Source organism: Namhaeicola litoreus (assembly GCF_042679565.1).
GTDB lineage: Bacteria > Bacteroidota > Bacteroidia > Flavobacteriales > Flavobacteriaceae > Namhaeicola > Namhaeicola litoreus.
Genome location: NZ_JBHTMY010000002.1, coordinates 602,261 through 616,698, shown reverse-complemented (window position 1 = coordinate 616,698; position 14,438 = coordinate 602,261). Strand labels below are relative to the sequence as shown.

The window sequence follows — 14,438 nt, the reverse complement described above, 5'->3', positions numbered from 1 at the left end:
TTAATTATTTTGAATAACGGATTCATTTGTTTTTTTTGCCTCAGTTTTAATTTTTTGAAGTTCAACTTTTGCTTCTTCTGTTACATCTGTGAAATTGGAGAAATTTTTGATCACACTTTCTAAGATGTAGGTAGCTTGATATAAATCTTCTAGAGCATAAAAATTCTTTGCCATGATGACCAGACCTTTAGCACCCCAATATTTATAACTAGCATATTCTGAAGCGAGTTTTTGTATGACTTGATTCGAGTTTTTATAGTTCCCTTCTTGATGTAAAAAGTAACCATCGTAGTAGATTGCTTCTGCTTTCAATTCGCCTGTTGCGGTCTCCTCAACGCGTTTAAAAGCATCTTGGGCAGTTATAAAATCGCCAGATTTAAAGGCAGATCTTGCGATGATAATTTCGGCATCCGATTTAATTTTTGGATCTAATTCAGGATTTTCAAGAATGGCATTTGCATAGTTTAATGCTTCATCATAATTGTTCAGGGCATAATTTCCTTTCATCAAATTACTTTTCGCAAAATCAATATTTGTTGTGGTAGACCCTTCTTTTTCCAGTCTTTGTAACAAGGGCATGGCTTCATTAAAATTATTATCTTTTAAATAGATTTCGGATAAACGCAAAAGTGCATTTTCAGAATAATCGGAAGCAGCCCCTTGCACGAGTATGGTAAAATGAGATATCGCTTTCTTTTTATCCCCTTCTTTTTCATAAATATTGGCCAAATTGTAATGAGCAGGCAAGGCATATTGACCTTTTGGGAAGCGTTTTAGATAATCTTCAAAGCCTTGAATTGCTTTTTTTGTATTGTTAGATACTAACTGTTTCTCGGCAGATTCGTAAAGTGTGTTTTCAATATCGCTGCTGGAAACATCAATATAATCGATTCCTTTTATTAATTTTTCATATTCCGATACTCTACCCAAATCAACATAAACTTGTCTTGCGTTGGTAATGGCTTCTCGGGCTTCAGGAGTATTGGGAAAATCTTGAACTACCTTTTTATATTTCGCTAATGCCAGGTCGTTTTGATCTGTATTGTAATAGATCAATCCCTGCTTCACCATACTTTTTGAAACTAAATTGGAATTAGGGAATTGCTTGATAAGATCGTCATAGGCTTCGATGGCTTTGCTATTTTGATTGATAGATGTATAGGTATTGCCTAATTCAAAGAGTGCATCGTCTCGTAAAGGAGATCTTAAATAGGTATTTAATAAATTGTTTAATTCGTCAATTTTTTGCTTGTTTTCACCCATTAAACCCTGTGACATCGCAATTTTGAAAGAAGCTTTATCGGCATCCTGATTGTTCTCTGCAACTGCAAGTTGATAGGGTTTTAACGCTTTGTAGTAATTGCTCATACTAAAATAGCAATCACCCAAGCGCAGATAGGCATCACTTAATAATTCACTATTTTTAGGGTTAGATTCGATGAATTTATCAAAATGTCCTCCGGCCTGGTTGTAATCTTTCAAATTAAAATAGGCGTATGCTTTGTGGTAATTAATTAATTTATATTCAGTTGTTTTTGCGGCGTCAGGATTAAGTTCGAATTTTTCAAAACCTTCCAGTGCTTTTTCATAATTGCCCAATCTAAAATCGCTTTCTGCATGCCAAAATATAGTCTCTGGCAAAAAAGGATTATCCTTTTTCTGCGCCATTTCAAAAAGTTGTTTTGCCTGACTATAATTTTCTTGTTTGAATAATTGAGTTCCTCTTAAATAAGCCACTTTTAAAAAATCCTCTGATTCCGGATTATCTTCCAGAAAATTAAGTGCTCCTTGATAATCTTTGGAGGAAATATAAGAATTGACGATCAAACTATTCAATTCGTCTTTATTGGCATCAGTCGGATATTTATTCAAATAATCCTGAATCACTTTGGCAACACTTTGATAAGGATTTCCTATATCATAACTCAGTTTAGCATAGTTAAGTGCTGCGTCCTGCTGAATGGTTTTATCAAAATCCATTTGAGAGGCATTTCTGAAGGCATTTAATGCTTCAGGTTTACTTTCTGCCCGCAAATAACATTCCCCTAAATGGTAATAGGCATTTTGAGAAACAGAATTATTACCATCAATGATTTTATTGAAATAAGAGATGGCTGTGTTGTAGTCCTTTTGTTTGTAATAAGCATAACCGAGCAGATAGTAATCGGTATTGTTTAATCTGCCTTTTTTGCCTTCATAACTCTCTAGATAAGGAATTGCTTTGTCGTAAACTTCTAAATTAAAATAGCTTTCACCGATGATCTTAGCCAGCTCAGATTTTTGAATTCCGTTTGATTCTGTGTAAAGAGGTACGCCCAATTCTATCGCTTCTTCAAATTTGCCTGTTTTGAATTTAATATTGGCCATGAAATAAGGTATGTCTTTATCTTTTTTATCTTCGGCTGCCTGACTTAGATATTTGTCTGCATTTACGTAATCGTCATCTCGGTAGGCCATATATCCATAATAATATTTGGCATCTGAACCGTACTTGGGCGAATTGAGTAGAGGTGAGAAATAGCTTTTGGATTTCTCATAATTTCTAGTTGCAAAAAGACCATAAGCAAAACGGAATTGAAAATCTTCTTTTTGTTCAGGATAAAGATTCTTTTCATTTACCCTCGAATACCATTTCAGTGCGTAGGGATAATTGGCATTTGCAAAATAGTAATCGCCCACTTCCAGGAATGCATGGTTTCTTTTGGTGCTGGTTGGAAATCTATCTACAAATGCTTTCATCAAGGCTTCTCCGTCATCGTAACCAGTTTTAATGGAGCAAAAGGCTTCGTAGTAATAACATCTCGCTTTTAGCTCTGATGAATCATCAAAAGTATTTTTGAGGTTTTTAAAGAGCAACTGCGCCGCATAATAATCTTTGTTTTGGTACAATTGAACGGCGTGATTGTAAGGAGCGAGTTCATCTGTGTAAATTTCAGATTTTTGAGCCACCACAAAAGTAGTGATCAAAAAAACAAACCAAAAAACAGTTTTTTGTAGCAAAGGCATGAGTGAAATTTTTACCAAAATTAAGAGTCTATTTACTAAATGAACGAGGGAAAAGTATTAAAATTAGAAATTGTTGAATAGTCGTTGCAATTGTTGAAAAGTATTGCCAATTAAATGGTTTCTTCCAGGAGCTCATCCATTAACTGGTTGAAATCTTTTACATATTGGTCGTAGTATTCGCCGGTTGCAGGACCTGAAAATCCTGTGTGTATCTGTCTGACTTTGCCAAATTTATCAATGATAATGGTTGTTGGAAAAGAAATAACTTCGTTGAGCATGGGCAAGGATTCTGAGGCGGACTTTGTTGTGGACAGGCCAGCAACTAAAACTTCATAGTCTACACGCATTTGGGTCTTCATTGTTTTTATTCGATCCTTGGCATAAGTAAATTCTGGTTTAATTTCATACGCCAAACCAATGATTTCTACGCCACGGTCCTTATTTTTTTTATACCAATCTGCTAAAAACCTCGTTTCATCCATACAATTGGGGCACCAGGTACCTAAAATTTGTAAAACAACTACTTTGTTTTTGAAAGCAGGATCGTCTATACTCACCTCTTTCCCATCAACATTCTTAAAACTAAAAGAGACTTTATCATACCCTTCTTTTAAATAGGTAAGACTATGAGGATCGGGTAATTCAATGGAGTCATTTCTTTTTGAAACAAAATTCTTGTATCCGGTTTTACCAGACCAAAATGTACCATTGATGATACTTTCGTTTTCCAAAACACCCTTAAATTTATACAAGTGATTTCCGTCAAAAGAATATAAATACATCGTGTCCAGAGAAGTGTAACCATCTAAATAACGATAATCTCCTGTGGTGTTGAGAAAGGTGCCCGTTAAAACAGAATCTTTAGATTGAAACACACCAATACTCAAGGTTTTTTTACCATCGGCATTCATAAAATAGGTTTCCCATTTTCCATCAAATCGATGGTGGGCTTTCATATTGTCAAATCTCCCATTTTTGCCATGTACAGCATAAAAAGGTAAGACATAACCTTCTGCATAATTTTTTGTGTATGTCCCGATAAGGCTGTCGTTTTTGATTTTTGCTCTGATTTCTATATCGAAAATATGAAGATTAAAGGCCAAACTATCACCAAATAAGTACACCTTATCAATAGAAAGCCTTTCGTCGCCATTTATTAAATCAATTTCAAACCGATCACGGTCTTTGTTTACTTCAAAATTAAATGGTAAATCTTGTCCTTGAATCTTGAGATTCCCTCTCCAAACCCCTGTTTTAAGAATGGTTGGAGGAGTTTCTTTTTTACAGCTGCTCAAGGTTGTAACAAGAAAAATTATAATAAGTATTTTTTTGAGCATGATTTTTTTTTAACAGTCAAAGATAAAAATTAAACCAAAGGTCGGCTTTAAATGAACTAATTAATTAGTTAAACTAATCATAATTTATCAAATAAAAGGATTGAATTTTTGCGATTTTTTTGACTTTTTTTGACGAAGTTGACCTTTAAAATCTAAAATTTTAACTGTAAGTTTGCATGCACAATTAATCAATTCTTTATGGTACAGCTCAATGAGGTTTCTATTTTTCAACGAGAAAATTTGATCCTTTCTAACATCAATCTGTTTATTAAGAAAGGCGACTTTAACTATTTAATTGGGAAAACGGGAAGTGGAAAAAGCAGCTTAATGAAAACGCTTTATGGCGATTTGCCCTTGCAACAGGGAACAGGCTCTATTGTTGGATTTGATTTAAAAAAGCTTAGAGAAAAAGATATTCCGTTTTTGAGAAGGAAGATTGGCATTGTTTTTCAGGATTTTAATTTGCTAAATGACAGAACGGTATATGATAATTTACTTTTTGTACTCAAAGCAACGGGATGGAAGAATAAAGGCGAAATGGATTTAAAAATCAACGCTGTTTTAGAAAAGGTAGATATGAAATCGAAAGGTTTTAAAATGCCTTTTCAACTTTCTGGGGGAGAGCAACAAAGAGTGGCTATAGCGAGGGCTTTATTGAATAATCCTGAAATGATATTGGCCGATGAGCCTACTGGTAATTTAGATCCAAAAACATCTATAGAAATCATGCATGTGTTGGAAGAAATAAACAAACAAGGAATAACTATCCTAATGGCTACGCATGATTATGCGCTGATTTTAAAATTTCCACATAAAACAATCAAATGTGAAGGAGGAATTGTTTTTGAAGTGGTTTAAGCAATTAAATCAATAAGGCGTTGGGCGTTATTTTGGCAATTGTATTCTCTTAAAGTTTCTTCTCTTTTTTGTACTTCTTCTTCAGTGTATTCTTCGTCGATTAACCTGTACATCTGTTTGATAAATTCAGATTTGTTATTTGCAATTTGACAAAGATTTTCTAATCCTGTTCCCTCGACTATATTTGGATGACAGAGGCAAAAACGGCTTAAAAATAGCGCGTTGATAAGCTTTAATTTAATGCCTGCTTTTTGAAAGGCAGGAAAAATATTTACATGAGCGCGCTTTAATAATTCTTTTAGCTGATCTTCATTTTCTAATTGAATGAAAGAAATCTTTTTATTTGTTGAAGTTTTAATATCAATAGGTGAGTAGTCTAAATCACCCGCAATAACCAATGGGTAATCTACTTTTTTGAAAATTTCATATAAATAGCTAATTGATCTTTGGTTTTCGGCAATTCTAAAATCGCCATGAAATAAAGCGAAATAACCTTTTTTTGAAGGATGGCTTACACTTTTATTTGGATGAAATGGTGGGAGAAACGAGACAGAATCTCCAAATTTTTGACGAAAATATTGCTCGTCGGCCTTAGAAATCGTCAGGATATGATTTGCTTTTTTTAGAATCCTCTCAAAATATTGCAGCTTTAGCGCTTCTACATAGAAAAATGCTCTTGTAAAAATATTGGTTTCATTTTTAACCAATCCCTGGTAATAATGGTGTTCAATATTGTGTGTTCTGATGAGAATTTTTCTGTCTTTGAACGAACTTTTTACCAAAGGATATGTTGTGTGTAATCCTTCAAATAAAATAGGGGCATTGATCATCTCTAAATTCTTCACTAAGGTTTTATTCGATCTTGAAGAAACAATAAAAGGTCTTAAAGAGAGAGTTTTTAAGGCAGTATTTTGACGTTCGTAATAGAAAACTTCTTTACAATAGGCCTCAATATCCTTATTTTTTAAGTTTCTACTTTCGAATGCATGTAGATAAATATCTACACCAAGTTCTCGTAATGCTTTGATTTTATAAAAAATATCGACCACACCGCCATAGTTTGGGGGATAAGGCACTTCGAATGAGACGATATGTAGCGTTTTCACGATGTAAAAATTTGAACCAGTTTTTTTTCTTGATTTTCCCAAGTGTAATTTGGTGCTATCTTTTCAAGATTTGCACGCCATTGTTGGGATAGTTTTTCGTTGGCAAATATATGTGAAACTTGTGTGGAAAGGTATTCCGGATCAAAAGAATTTACTACCATGCCAATATCATGTTTTAGAACAATTTCTGATACCAATTTTCTGTTAGATGCAAGTATGGGAACTCTACATTGTATATAATCAAAAAGTTTATTGGGTAAACTCCATTCATAATTGAGGCATGTGGGTTTGTCTAAGGTTAATCCTAAATCAGCGATGGATGTGTATTTTATAAGTTCATCGTAATTCATCGTTGGGAGTAAGATCACCTTATCTTGAAGTTCTTGATCTTTTATCATTTTTCTGATTTTCGAAATAACGTCGCCATCTCCTATGATATACAGGATGCAACCATCCAGGTATTTCATCATTAAGACAGATTCTTCCAATCCACGGTCTATATTTAGGCCTCTTCCTTGAATAATCAGCATTTTTTTTCCGGCTTTCACCTTGTCTACAAAGGATTGGTCCGAATGAATTTGATCGATTCTATTGGGGACATTTAAAACTATATCAACAGGAATATGGTACTTATTGCTAAAATAATGAGCTAACTGACTATTTACAGTGTACATGAACGTCAAACGAGGCAAAAGTCTTTGCTCAAGTTTTAACCAAAACCTTTTTACAAAGGGCCTGTTGTTCAATTCGGGAACTTCTGTAAATATCTCATGACTATCATACACCAATTTGTTGGTGTTTAGTTTACTAACAATATAATTAGGTAAAAGTGTATCAAGATCATTGGACAATAAAATATCTCCATTCAGCTTCATCAACTTAAAAAAAAGGCGCAAATTAAATTCTGCATAAAAGAGGAATCCCTTGTTAAAAAAATTATTTATTCTTATGGTCTGATAGGATCTAACGAGCGCCATACTATTAGGTAGTTTTCGCCCTACCAAAACAATTTCAAAACCAGACTTTTGTAACGTTTCACATACTTTTTTTAAACGTTGATCGGTACTTAAATCATTGGATACAGAAACAATAATTTTGGGCAAGATGGTGGGATTTTAGTTGAAAAAAGAAAAAAATTTGAAAATAAAATATATGGCACTTCAATTCGTTACAAATGTATTAAATATTATATTTGCCCTACTAACCTAGAATTCACTTGTCGGTGTTGATATATCAAAATGAATAAAATGGAAGTGATTAGACCTGAAATGGAAAAAAAGTGGTTTGCAGTATTTACTAAGCCCAGATCAGAAAAAAAAGTGCATGATAGATTTGAAGAACACGAAATTGAATCGTTTCTTCCCCTCATTAAAACGGTGCGACAATGGAGTGATAGAAAAAAAACCCTAAAACTACCGCTCATTCCGTCTTATGTTTTTGTACATATGTATGAAAAAGAGCTCAATAAAACCTTGCCTATTCCGGGTACGATCGCCGTATTAAAACACTTGGGTAAACCCGCTGTTATTCAGGAACAAGAAATTGAAAATTTGAGGATACTTAGTGACAATGCTGATTCAAATAGCATAATAACAGGCATAAGGGTGTTAAAAGGTGATGCTGTAGAAGTGACCAAGGGCCCTTTTATGGGGTTAATTGGCACATGTGTAAAAGATGGGAATAAACATAGAGTTGTGGTACAATTAAATCTTACGGGTAGCTGTTTCTCAGTAGATATTCCTTTGAGCCATTTAGAAAGAATTCAAAAAATAGCGGTGTAATCAATTTTGAGTCATAGAAAGACTCTGTCAAATATTTTTCAATGAATTTAACTGTTGTAGGAACCGGATATGTAGGTCTCGTAAGCGGAACTTGTTTTTCTGAGATGGGAAACAATGTGACTTGTATTGATGTTGATAAAAGTAAAATAGAAAAGCTCAGAAAAGGAATTATTCCGATTTTTGAACCAGGTCTCGAGGCAATGGTTGCGAAAAATGTGGCGAATAATTGCCTTCATTTTAGTACCGAATTAAAAGATGGGTTAAAGAATGCAGATATTGTATTTATAGCCGTTGGAACACCTATGGGGGAAGATGGCTCTGCAGATTTACAATACGTCACTTCCGTAGCTCATCAAATAGGCAGAGAAATGGATCATTCAGTTATTGTGGTTGATAAATCTACTGTACCGGTAGGTACTGCAGAAAAGGTGAGGGATGCGATTCAAGAAGAATTAGACAAGCGAGGAGTGAAAATTGAATTTCATGTGGTGTCGAATCCTGAATTTTTAAAAGAGGGTGCTGCCATTGAGGACTTTATGAAACCAGATAGAGTAGTGATTGGGGCAGAAAATGAAATCGCGATGAAAGTTATGAGAGATTTATATCACCCATTTACGCATAGTCATGACCGAATCATTACCATGGATATTCGTTCAGCCGAAATGACAAAATATGTGGCAAATGCAATGTTGGCAACCAAAATATCCTTTATGAATGAGGTGGCCAATATCTGTGAATTAGTGGGTGCCGATGTAAATAAGGTGAGAATTGGAATTGGATCTGATTCCAGAATTGGTTACAGTTTCATTTATCCCGGAAGTGGTTATGGGGGTTCATGTTTTCCAAAAGATGTAAAAGCACTTAAGAAAATTGCGCAAGAGAATAATTATGAACCCGAGTTAATCAAAGCTGTTGAGGAGGTCAATGATAGGCAAAAACTAGTTGTCGCTCATAAAATAATCAGAAGATTTGGCGAAGATCTTTCGGGAAAAACTTTTGCTGTGTGGGGACTGGCGTTTAAGCCAGGGACTGATGATATGAGAGAGGCTCCCGCAATTTATATCATTAAAGAATTAGTAAAAAGAGGTGCAACAATAAAAGCTTATGATCCCAAAGCAATGGATGAATCACAACATTTTTACTTAAAAGGAGTTAAGGGTATAAGCTATCTCAATTCCAAGTATGCTTGTGTGCCAGATGCCGACGCTTTGATATTATTGACAGAGTGGAAAGAATTTAGGTCTCCCGATTTTGGAGAACTAAAAGAAAAAATGAAATTACCTATCATATTTGATGGCAGAAATCAGTATGGTGTGTTTAACCTGGAAGAGAAGGGATTTGAATATTATCAAATAGGTGTTAAAAATGTTAAAAACATGATTTTTAACGAACATTAAAAATAATTATTACTTTTATAAGAAAAAATAATGAAAAAGATTTTTTACTTTTTGATTTCATCCCTATTCTTGGTGTCTTGTGCCTCAAGGGAAGATGTGGTTTATTTTAATGGAATAAATTTAACGGATAATATTACAGGGATAGATACGTATATGCCTGTCTATCACAACAATGACGAGCTGATAATTGTTGTTAATGCTATTGATGCAGAGGCTGCAAAACCTTTTAATTTAACAGCAACTGCTTTTAATTCCGACATTAATATAGCTAGAGGTCAGGAGAGGCTTCAAACCTACATTGTAGATTCTGAGGGAGAAATTGATTTTCCTGTCTTGGGAAAAATAAAAATAGCTGGTTTAAATAGAGATCAAGCTACTAACCTTCTAAGGGAAAAGTTAAAAGACTATATTAAGGATCCAATTGTTAACATTAGAACAGTTAATTATCGTATCACAGTATTGGGTGAGGTTAACAGACCAGGAACTTATACTGCTACAAATGAGCGAATTACATTGATCGATGCATTGGGATTGGCAGGTGATTTGACAATTTACGGAGAAAGAGAAAATGTCTTGGTCATACACGATTACGACGGAGAAAAAACATTTACCCGTGTTAATCTAAAAGATAAGAATTTGTTTGATTCACCCGCTTATTATTTGGCTCAAAACGATGTTGTTTACGTTGAACCTAATAATACAAGAGCAAGAAATTCATCTATTGGTGCTGCAACGGGTGTAACAATTTCAATAGTGGGTATATTGATTTCTGTAGCTACACTAGTCGTTACAATCCTCAACAACTAACCGGTAGAAAATTCCTTGAAGCATATTTTAAAAATAACACGCATTTGCGTGTTATTTTTTTTCGAGGTAATGTATTTCGTGGGTTAAATCTGAAAACTTTCTGAACATTTCGCTGACGCCGCAATACTTTTCTTGAGACAATGTCACCGCTTTTTCAATTTTATCCTTGTCTAAATTCTTTCCGTAAAAGCGATAAATCACTTTTACTTTGTCATAAAATTTTGGATGCTCATCTGTAAGATCTGCCTCTACATCAATATCAATGTCGTCTACCTCGACCCTCATTTTTTTGAACAAAGAAGCAATATCCATTCCAGTACATCCTGCCAAGGCGGTTAACATGAGTGCTTTGGGTCGAACACCTAAACCTTGCCCACCGTTCTCTTCAGCTGTATCAATTAGCACTGTTCCGCCAAGGGTTTCAGCTTTAAACAACATGTTACCTTTCCATGAAGTTTTAATTTCGTTTTTCATTTTAAATCTATTTTAGGGCTAATATTTTTTAGTTTTACTCCGGTCCCATTCCCTTGGGCATAAAGTATTTTACCAAATTCTAAAGTAGTTCCGTCAGCAATGTCATGTTTCATCAGTAATTGACCATCCATATCTACATAATCTAAATAGGGAAGTAAATGTGCAATAGCCGACATTCCCACGGTAGACTCCGTCATACATCCGACCATTTTCTTTAGACCGTTTTTCTCTGCTTCAAACAACATTCTTCTGGCAGGTGTAATTCCGCCACATTTGGCCAATTTAATATTTACGCCGTGAAAATGTCCCACACATTTCAAAACGTCACTTTCAATTTGACAACTTTCATCCGCTACAATCGGCAAAACCGATTTTTCATAAACAATCTTTGCATCATCCCAGTTCTCTGCCGGCATAGGTTGTTCTATAAATTCAACTCCTAAAGTTTTAAATACTTCGGCGTTCTTCAAAGTTTCATCTACTCCCCATGCACAGTTTGCATCAATTCTAAAAATAGCGTCAGAATGTTTTCTCAATTCTTTCACAATGGCAATATCATCTTTGGTGCCTAATTTTATTTTGTAAATAGGCCAAGGCGTTTCTTTCATTTTTACCACCATTTTCTCGATGGTATCTATACCTAATGTGTAATTGGTAAGCGGATTTTTAGTTAGATCTAAATCCCATAATTCATATAACTTCACTCCTTTTTTTCTAGCAAAAAGATCGTTAAAAGCAATGTCTAATGCGCACAAAGCAAACATATCATGCTTTAACATCGGGTACATTTTTTGCCAAAATTCTTCTGGTGTTTCATTTGAGGATTGCTCTATAATGTCTTTACACTTAAGCAAATCATCAATCATCATTTCTACCGTTTTATGGTAATAAGGGTTTTCAGATGATTCTCCAAAACCACTAAATTTACCATCTTTTAATTCCACAATTAAAGTAGGTTTATGGTTAAAAGATTGTCTGGAAATGGAAAAAGTATGGGTCAATTCAAGATCAAAAGATCTAAGTCTTAATTGCATATATAAGATTTTAATACCCGTCAAAAGTAAAAAAAGCAATCTAATCTAAAGACTAAATCTTATGAATTATCATTTCTGTTTTCCTTCAATAATCAAGACGAATTCTCCCTTCGGCGGATGAGCTTCGAAATGTTTAATTAAGCTTGAAATGGTGCCGCGTAGAGTTTCTTCGAACATTTTTGTAATCTCTCTCGAGATAGAAGCCCTTCTATCTTCTCCGAAATACTCCTTCATTTGCTCCAAAGTTTTGATAATTTTATGTGGAGATTCGTAAAAAACCATGGTCCTTTTTTCTTCTACTAATTCTAAAAAGCGTGTTTGTCGACCCTTTTTTAAGGGTAAGAATCCCTCAAAAACAAACCGATCATTCGGCAATCCTGAATTGACCAAGGCAGGAACAAATGCTGTGGCTCCAGGCAAACAATCCACTTCAATTCCTTTTTCTATGCATGCTCTTGTAAGAAGAAATCCAGGGTCTGAAATAGCAGGAGTACCAGCATCAGAAATTAGAGCAACGGAAATTCCATTCATTATTTTTGAAACAATATGGTCTGTCGTTTTATGTTCGTTATGCATATGATGGCTTTGCATAGGCGTATTAATTTCAAAATGTTTTAGTAATTTTCCCGAAGTTCTTGTGTCTTCGGCCAAGATCAAATCCACTTCTTTTAAAACATTGATCGCCCGAATTGTCATGTCGTCCAAATTTCCAATAGGTGTGGGTACTAGGTATAGTTTCATTCAACAATGGTTTACATTTCAAAGTTACAACAAATCAATTCTTTTTTTCGATCTATTTCTATTCTAAAAATATGTTGAAATTAAGGATAAACTGTAGCCTAATTGATTAAATTTGCACATTAAAATTCGAACAATGTATAGAAATAGAACGAACGGAGAATTAAGATTAGAACATGTCAATCAGGAGGTAACTTTAGCAGGATGGGTGCAAAAATCAAGAGACAAAGGTTTTATGATTTGGGTTGATTTACGAGATAGATATGGTGTTACTCAATTAATATTTGACGAAGAAAGAACTGATAAAGAAGTTTTCGAACTTGCCCGAACTTTGGGAAGAGAATTTGTTATTCAGGTGAAGGGAAAGGTAATTGAACGGGAAGCTAAGAATAAAAATATTCCAACAGGAGAAATTGAAATACTTGTAAAAGAATTAAAAGTTTTAAATAAGGCTCAACTTCCTCCATTTACCATTGAGGATGAAACCGATGGAGGAGATGAACTTCGGATGAAATATCGCTACCTGGATATCAGAAGAACACCAGTTCGCAATAATTTGATTTTTCGTGCGAAAGTAAATATGGAGGTAAGAAAGTATCTTTCGGATCAAGGATTTATTGATGTAGAAACACCTTATTTGATCAAATCAACACCTGAAGGAGCTAGAGATTTTGTGGTGCCCTCAAGGATGAATGCAGGCCAGTTTTATGCCTTACCTCAGTCTCCGCAAACTTTCAAACAATTGTTGATGGTGGGTGGTTTGGATAAGTATTATCAAATTGTGAAATGTTTTCGGGATGAAGATCTTAGGGCAGACAGACAACCTGAATTTACGCAGATCGACTGTGAAATGGCTTTTGTAGAACAAGAAGATATTTTGGATGTTTTTGAAGGATTGACAAGACATTTATTAAAAGAAATCAATGGTGTGGAAATATCCAAATTTCCACGCATGTCTTATGAAGACGCCATGAAAACTTATGGCAATGACAAACCGGATATCCGTTTTGACATGAAATTCGGAGAATTAAATGATTTGGCTCAAAATAAAGGATTTCAAGTTTTTGATCAACAAGAACTAGTGGTAGGAATTTCTGTTCCTGCTTGTGCCGGATATTCTAGGAAGGAAATTGATGCTTTGATCGATTTTGTGAAGAAACCTCAAATTGGCGCCAATGGTTTGGTCTGGGTAAAATATAGTGAAGATGGTACTTTAAAATCTTCTGTTGACAAGTTTTTCTCAGAAGAAGATCTAGGCCTATGGGCTGAAAGATTAAGAACAAATCCAGGAGATTTAATGTTGGTAATGGCTGGAGGAACCGATAAAACAAGATCGCAATTAAGTACCTTACGTATGCATATGGCAGAAAAATTAGGTCTGCGTAAAAAGAATGAATTTGCCCCACTTTGGGTGGTCGATTTTCCTTTGTTGGAATGGGATGAAGAAACAAATCGTTTCCATGCCATGCATCATCCCTTCACCTCACCAAAACCTGAAGACTTACATTTGTTAGAGGCAACACCCGGAAAGGTGAGAGCAAATGCTTATGATTTGGTGTTAAACGGAAATGAAATTGGCGGAGGATCGATCAGAATTCACGACAAAGCTACCCAAAAAAGAATGTTTCAGTTGTTAGGTTTTACAGATGAACAAGCTCAAGATCAATTTGGATTTTTGATGGATGCCTTTCAGTTTGGCGCTCCACCCCATGGAGGAATTGCTTTTGGATTAGATAGGTTGGTATCGATTTTAGGCGGACAAGAAACGATCAGGGATTTTATTGCGTTTCCAAAAAACAACGCAGGAAGAGATGTCATGATTGATGCGCCATCAGTAATTGACCAAGAACAATTGAATGAGCTTTCTCTGAAAGTAGAAATTAAGTAACCAGTTGATATT

General features: G+C 34.8%; 12 protein-coding genes. 5 read left to right on the top strand and 7 right to left on the bottom strand.

Going from position 1 to position 14,438, the window contains the following annotated elements; translation table 11 throughout:
- Positions 1-3,006: a tetratricopeptide repeat protein gene (locus tag ACFQ39_RS04545; RefSeq protein WP_377176799.1), complete on the bottom strand. Its 3,006-nt coding sequence runs from the start codon at positions 3,004-3,006 to the stop codon at positions 1-3.
- A gap of 110 nt (positions 3,007-3,116) precedes the next feature.
- On the bottom strand, positions 3,117-4,343 hold the full coding sequence (locus ACFQ39_RS04540) for a peroxiredoxin family protein (protein ID WP_377176798.1): 1,227 nt from the start codon (positions 4,341-4,343) through the stop codon (positions 3,117-3,119).
- Between the two features lie 198 nt (positions 4,344-4,541).
- Between ACFQ39_RS04540 and ACFQ39_RS04535 the strand changes: the two genes are divergently transcribed.
- Positions 4,542-5,201, top strand: a complete 660-nt coding sequence (locus ACFQ39_RS04535) for a cell division ATP-binding protein FtsE (RefSeq protein ID WP_377176797.1) — start codon at positions 4,542-4,544, stop codon at positions 5,199-5,201.
- Here ACFQ39_RS04535 and ACFQ39_RS04530 read toward each other — a convergent pair.
- Both ACFQ39_RS04530 and ACFQ39_RS04525 read right to left on the bottom strand, forming a co-directional pair.
- A complete protein-coding gene (locus ACFQ39_RS04530) occupies positions 5,198-6,307 on the bottom strand; it encodes a hypothetical protein (RefSeq protein WP_377176796.1) in 1,110 nt (369 codons plus the stop codon). The two genes, ACFQ39_RS04535 and ACFQ39_RS04530, sit on opposite strands and share 4 nt — an antisense overlap.
- Positions 6,304-7,410 (bottom strand): glycosyltransferase, encoded by a 1,107-nt coding sequence (locus tag ACFQ39_RS04525; RefSeq protein ID WP_377176795.1) that lies wholly within the window; start codon positions 7,408-7,410, stop codon positions 6,304-6,306. Before ACFQ39_RS04525 ends, ACFQ39_RS04530 begins: the two co-directional genes overlap by 4 nt.
- Before the next feature lie 144 nt (positions 7,411-7,554).
- Here ACFQ39_RS04525 and ACFQ39_RS04520 point away from each other — a divergent pair, with 144 nt between their 5' ends.
- The 3 genes from ACFQ39_RS04520 to ACFQ39_RS04510 are packed head-to-tail and all read left to right on the top strand — an operon-like array spanning position 7,555 to position 10,292.
- Complete coding sequence (locus ACFQ39_RS04520) at positions 7,555-8,088, top strand: UpxY family transcription antiterminator (protein WP_377176794.1); 534 nt, start codon at positions 7,555-7,557, stop codon at positions 8,086-8,088.
- 41 nt (positions 8,089-8,129) lie between these two features.
- Positions 8,130-9,485, top strand: a complete 1,356-nt coding sequence (locus tag ACFQ39_RS04515) for a UDP-glucose dehydrogenase family protein (protein ID WP_377176793.1) — start codon at positions 8,130-8,132, stop codon at positions 9,483-9,485.
- Positions 9,486-9,515: 30 nt separating this feature from the next.
- Positions 9,516-10,292: a polysaccharide biosynthesis/export family protein gene (locus ACFQ39_RS04510; RefSeq protein WP_377176792.1), complete on the top strand. Its 777-nt coding sequence runs from the start codon at positions 9,516-9,518 to the stop codon at positions 10,290-10,292.
- A 51-nt stretch (positions 10,293-10,343) separates the two neighbouring features.
- Here ACFQ39_RS04510 and ACFQ39_RS04505 read toward each other — a convergent pair whose 3' ends face one another.
- The 3 genes from ACFQ39_RS04505 to rsmI form a co-directional block, all read right to left on the bottom strand.
- Positions 10,344-10,766, bottom strand: a complete 423-nt coding sequence (locus ACFQ39_RS04505) for an OsmC family protein (protein ID WP_377176791.1) — start codon at positions 10,764-10,766, stop codon at positions 10,344-10,346.
- Positions 10,763-11,800, bottom strand: a complete 1,038-nt coding sequence (locus ACFQ39_RS04500) for a dipeptide epimerase (protein ID WP_377176790.1) — start codon at positions 11,798-11,800, stop codon at positions 10,763-10,765. The genes ACFQ39_RS04505 and ACFQ39_RS04500 overlap by 4 nt, the downstream gene beginning before the upstream one ends.
- 69 nt (positions 11,801-11,869) lie before the next feature.
- Positions 11,870-12,541, bottom strand: a complete 672-nt coding sequence (rsmI, locus tag ACFQ39_RS04495; protein WP_377176789.1) for a 16S rRNA (cytidine(1402)-2'-O)-methyltransferase — start codon at positions 12,539-12,541, stop codon at positions 11,870-11,872.
- Positions 12,542-12,674: 133 nt separating this feature from the next.
- Between rsmI and aspS the strand changes: the two genes are divergently transcribed.
- On the top strand, positions 12,675-14,426 hold the full coding sequence (gene aspS / locus ACFQ39_RS04490; protein WP_377176788.1) for an aspartate--tRNA ligase: 1,752 nt from the start codon (positions 12,675-12,677) through the stop codon (positions 14,424-14,426).
- Positions 14,427-14,438 lie beyond the last annotated feature (12 nt).

Excerpts from the sequence above, each read along its gene's own strand:
- ACFQ39_RS04545 (WP_377176799.1), bottom strand. The coding sequence starts at position 3,006 with ATGCCTTTGCTACAAAAAACTGTTTTTTGGTTTGTTTTTTTGATCACT.
- ACFQ39_RS04540 (WP_377176798.1), bottom strand. The coding sequence starts at position 4,343 with ATGCTCAAAAAAATACTTATTATAATTTTTCTTGTTACAACCTTGAGC.
- ACFQ39_RS04535 (WP_377176797.1), top strand. The coding sequence starts at position 4,542 with ATGGTACAGCTCAATGAGGTTTCTATTTTTCAACGAGAAAATTTGATC.
- ACFQ39_RS04520 (WP_377176794.1), top strand. The coding sequence starts at position 7,555 with ATGGAAGTGATTAGACCTGAAATGGAAAAAAAGTGGTTTGCAGTATTT.
- ACFQ39_RS04515 (WP_377176793.1), top strand. The coding sequence starts at position 8,130 with ATGAATTTAACTGTTGTAGGAACCGGATATGTAGGTCTCGTAAGCGGA.
- ACFQ39_RS04510 (WP_377176792.1), top strand. The coding sequence starts at position 9,516 with ATGAAAAAGATTTTTTACTTTTTGATTTCATCCCTATTCTTGGTGTCT.
- ACFQ39_RS04505 (WP_377176791.1), bottom strand. The coding sequence starts at position 10,766 with ATGAAAAACGAAATTAAAACTTCATGGAAAGGTAACATGTTGTTTAAA.
- ACFQ39_RS04500 (WP_377176790.1), bottom strand. The coding sequence starts at position 11,800 with ATGCAATTAAGACTTAGATCTTTTGATCTTGAATTGACCCATACTTTT.
- rsmI (WP_377176789.1), bottom strand. The coding sequence starts at position 12,541 with ATGAAACTATACCTAGTACCCACACCTATTGGAAATTTGGACGACATG.
- aspS (WP_377176788.1), top strand. The coding sequence starts at position 12,675 with ATGTATAGAAATAGAACGAACGGAGAATTAAGATTAGAACATGTCAAT.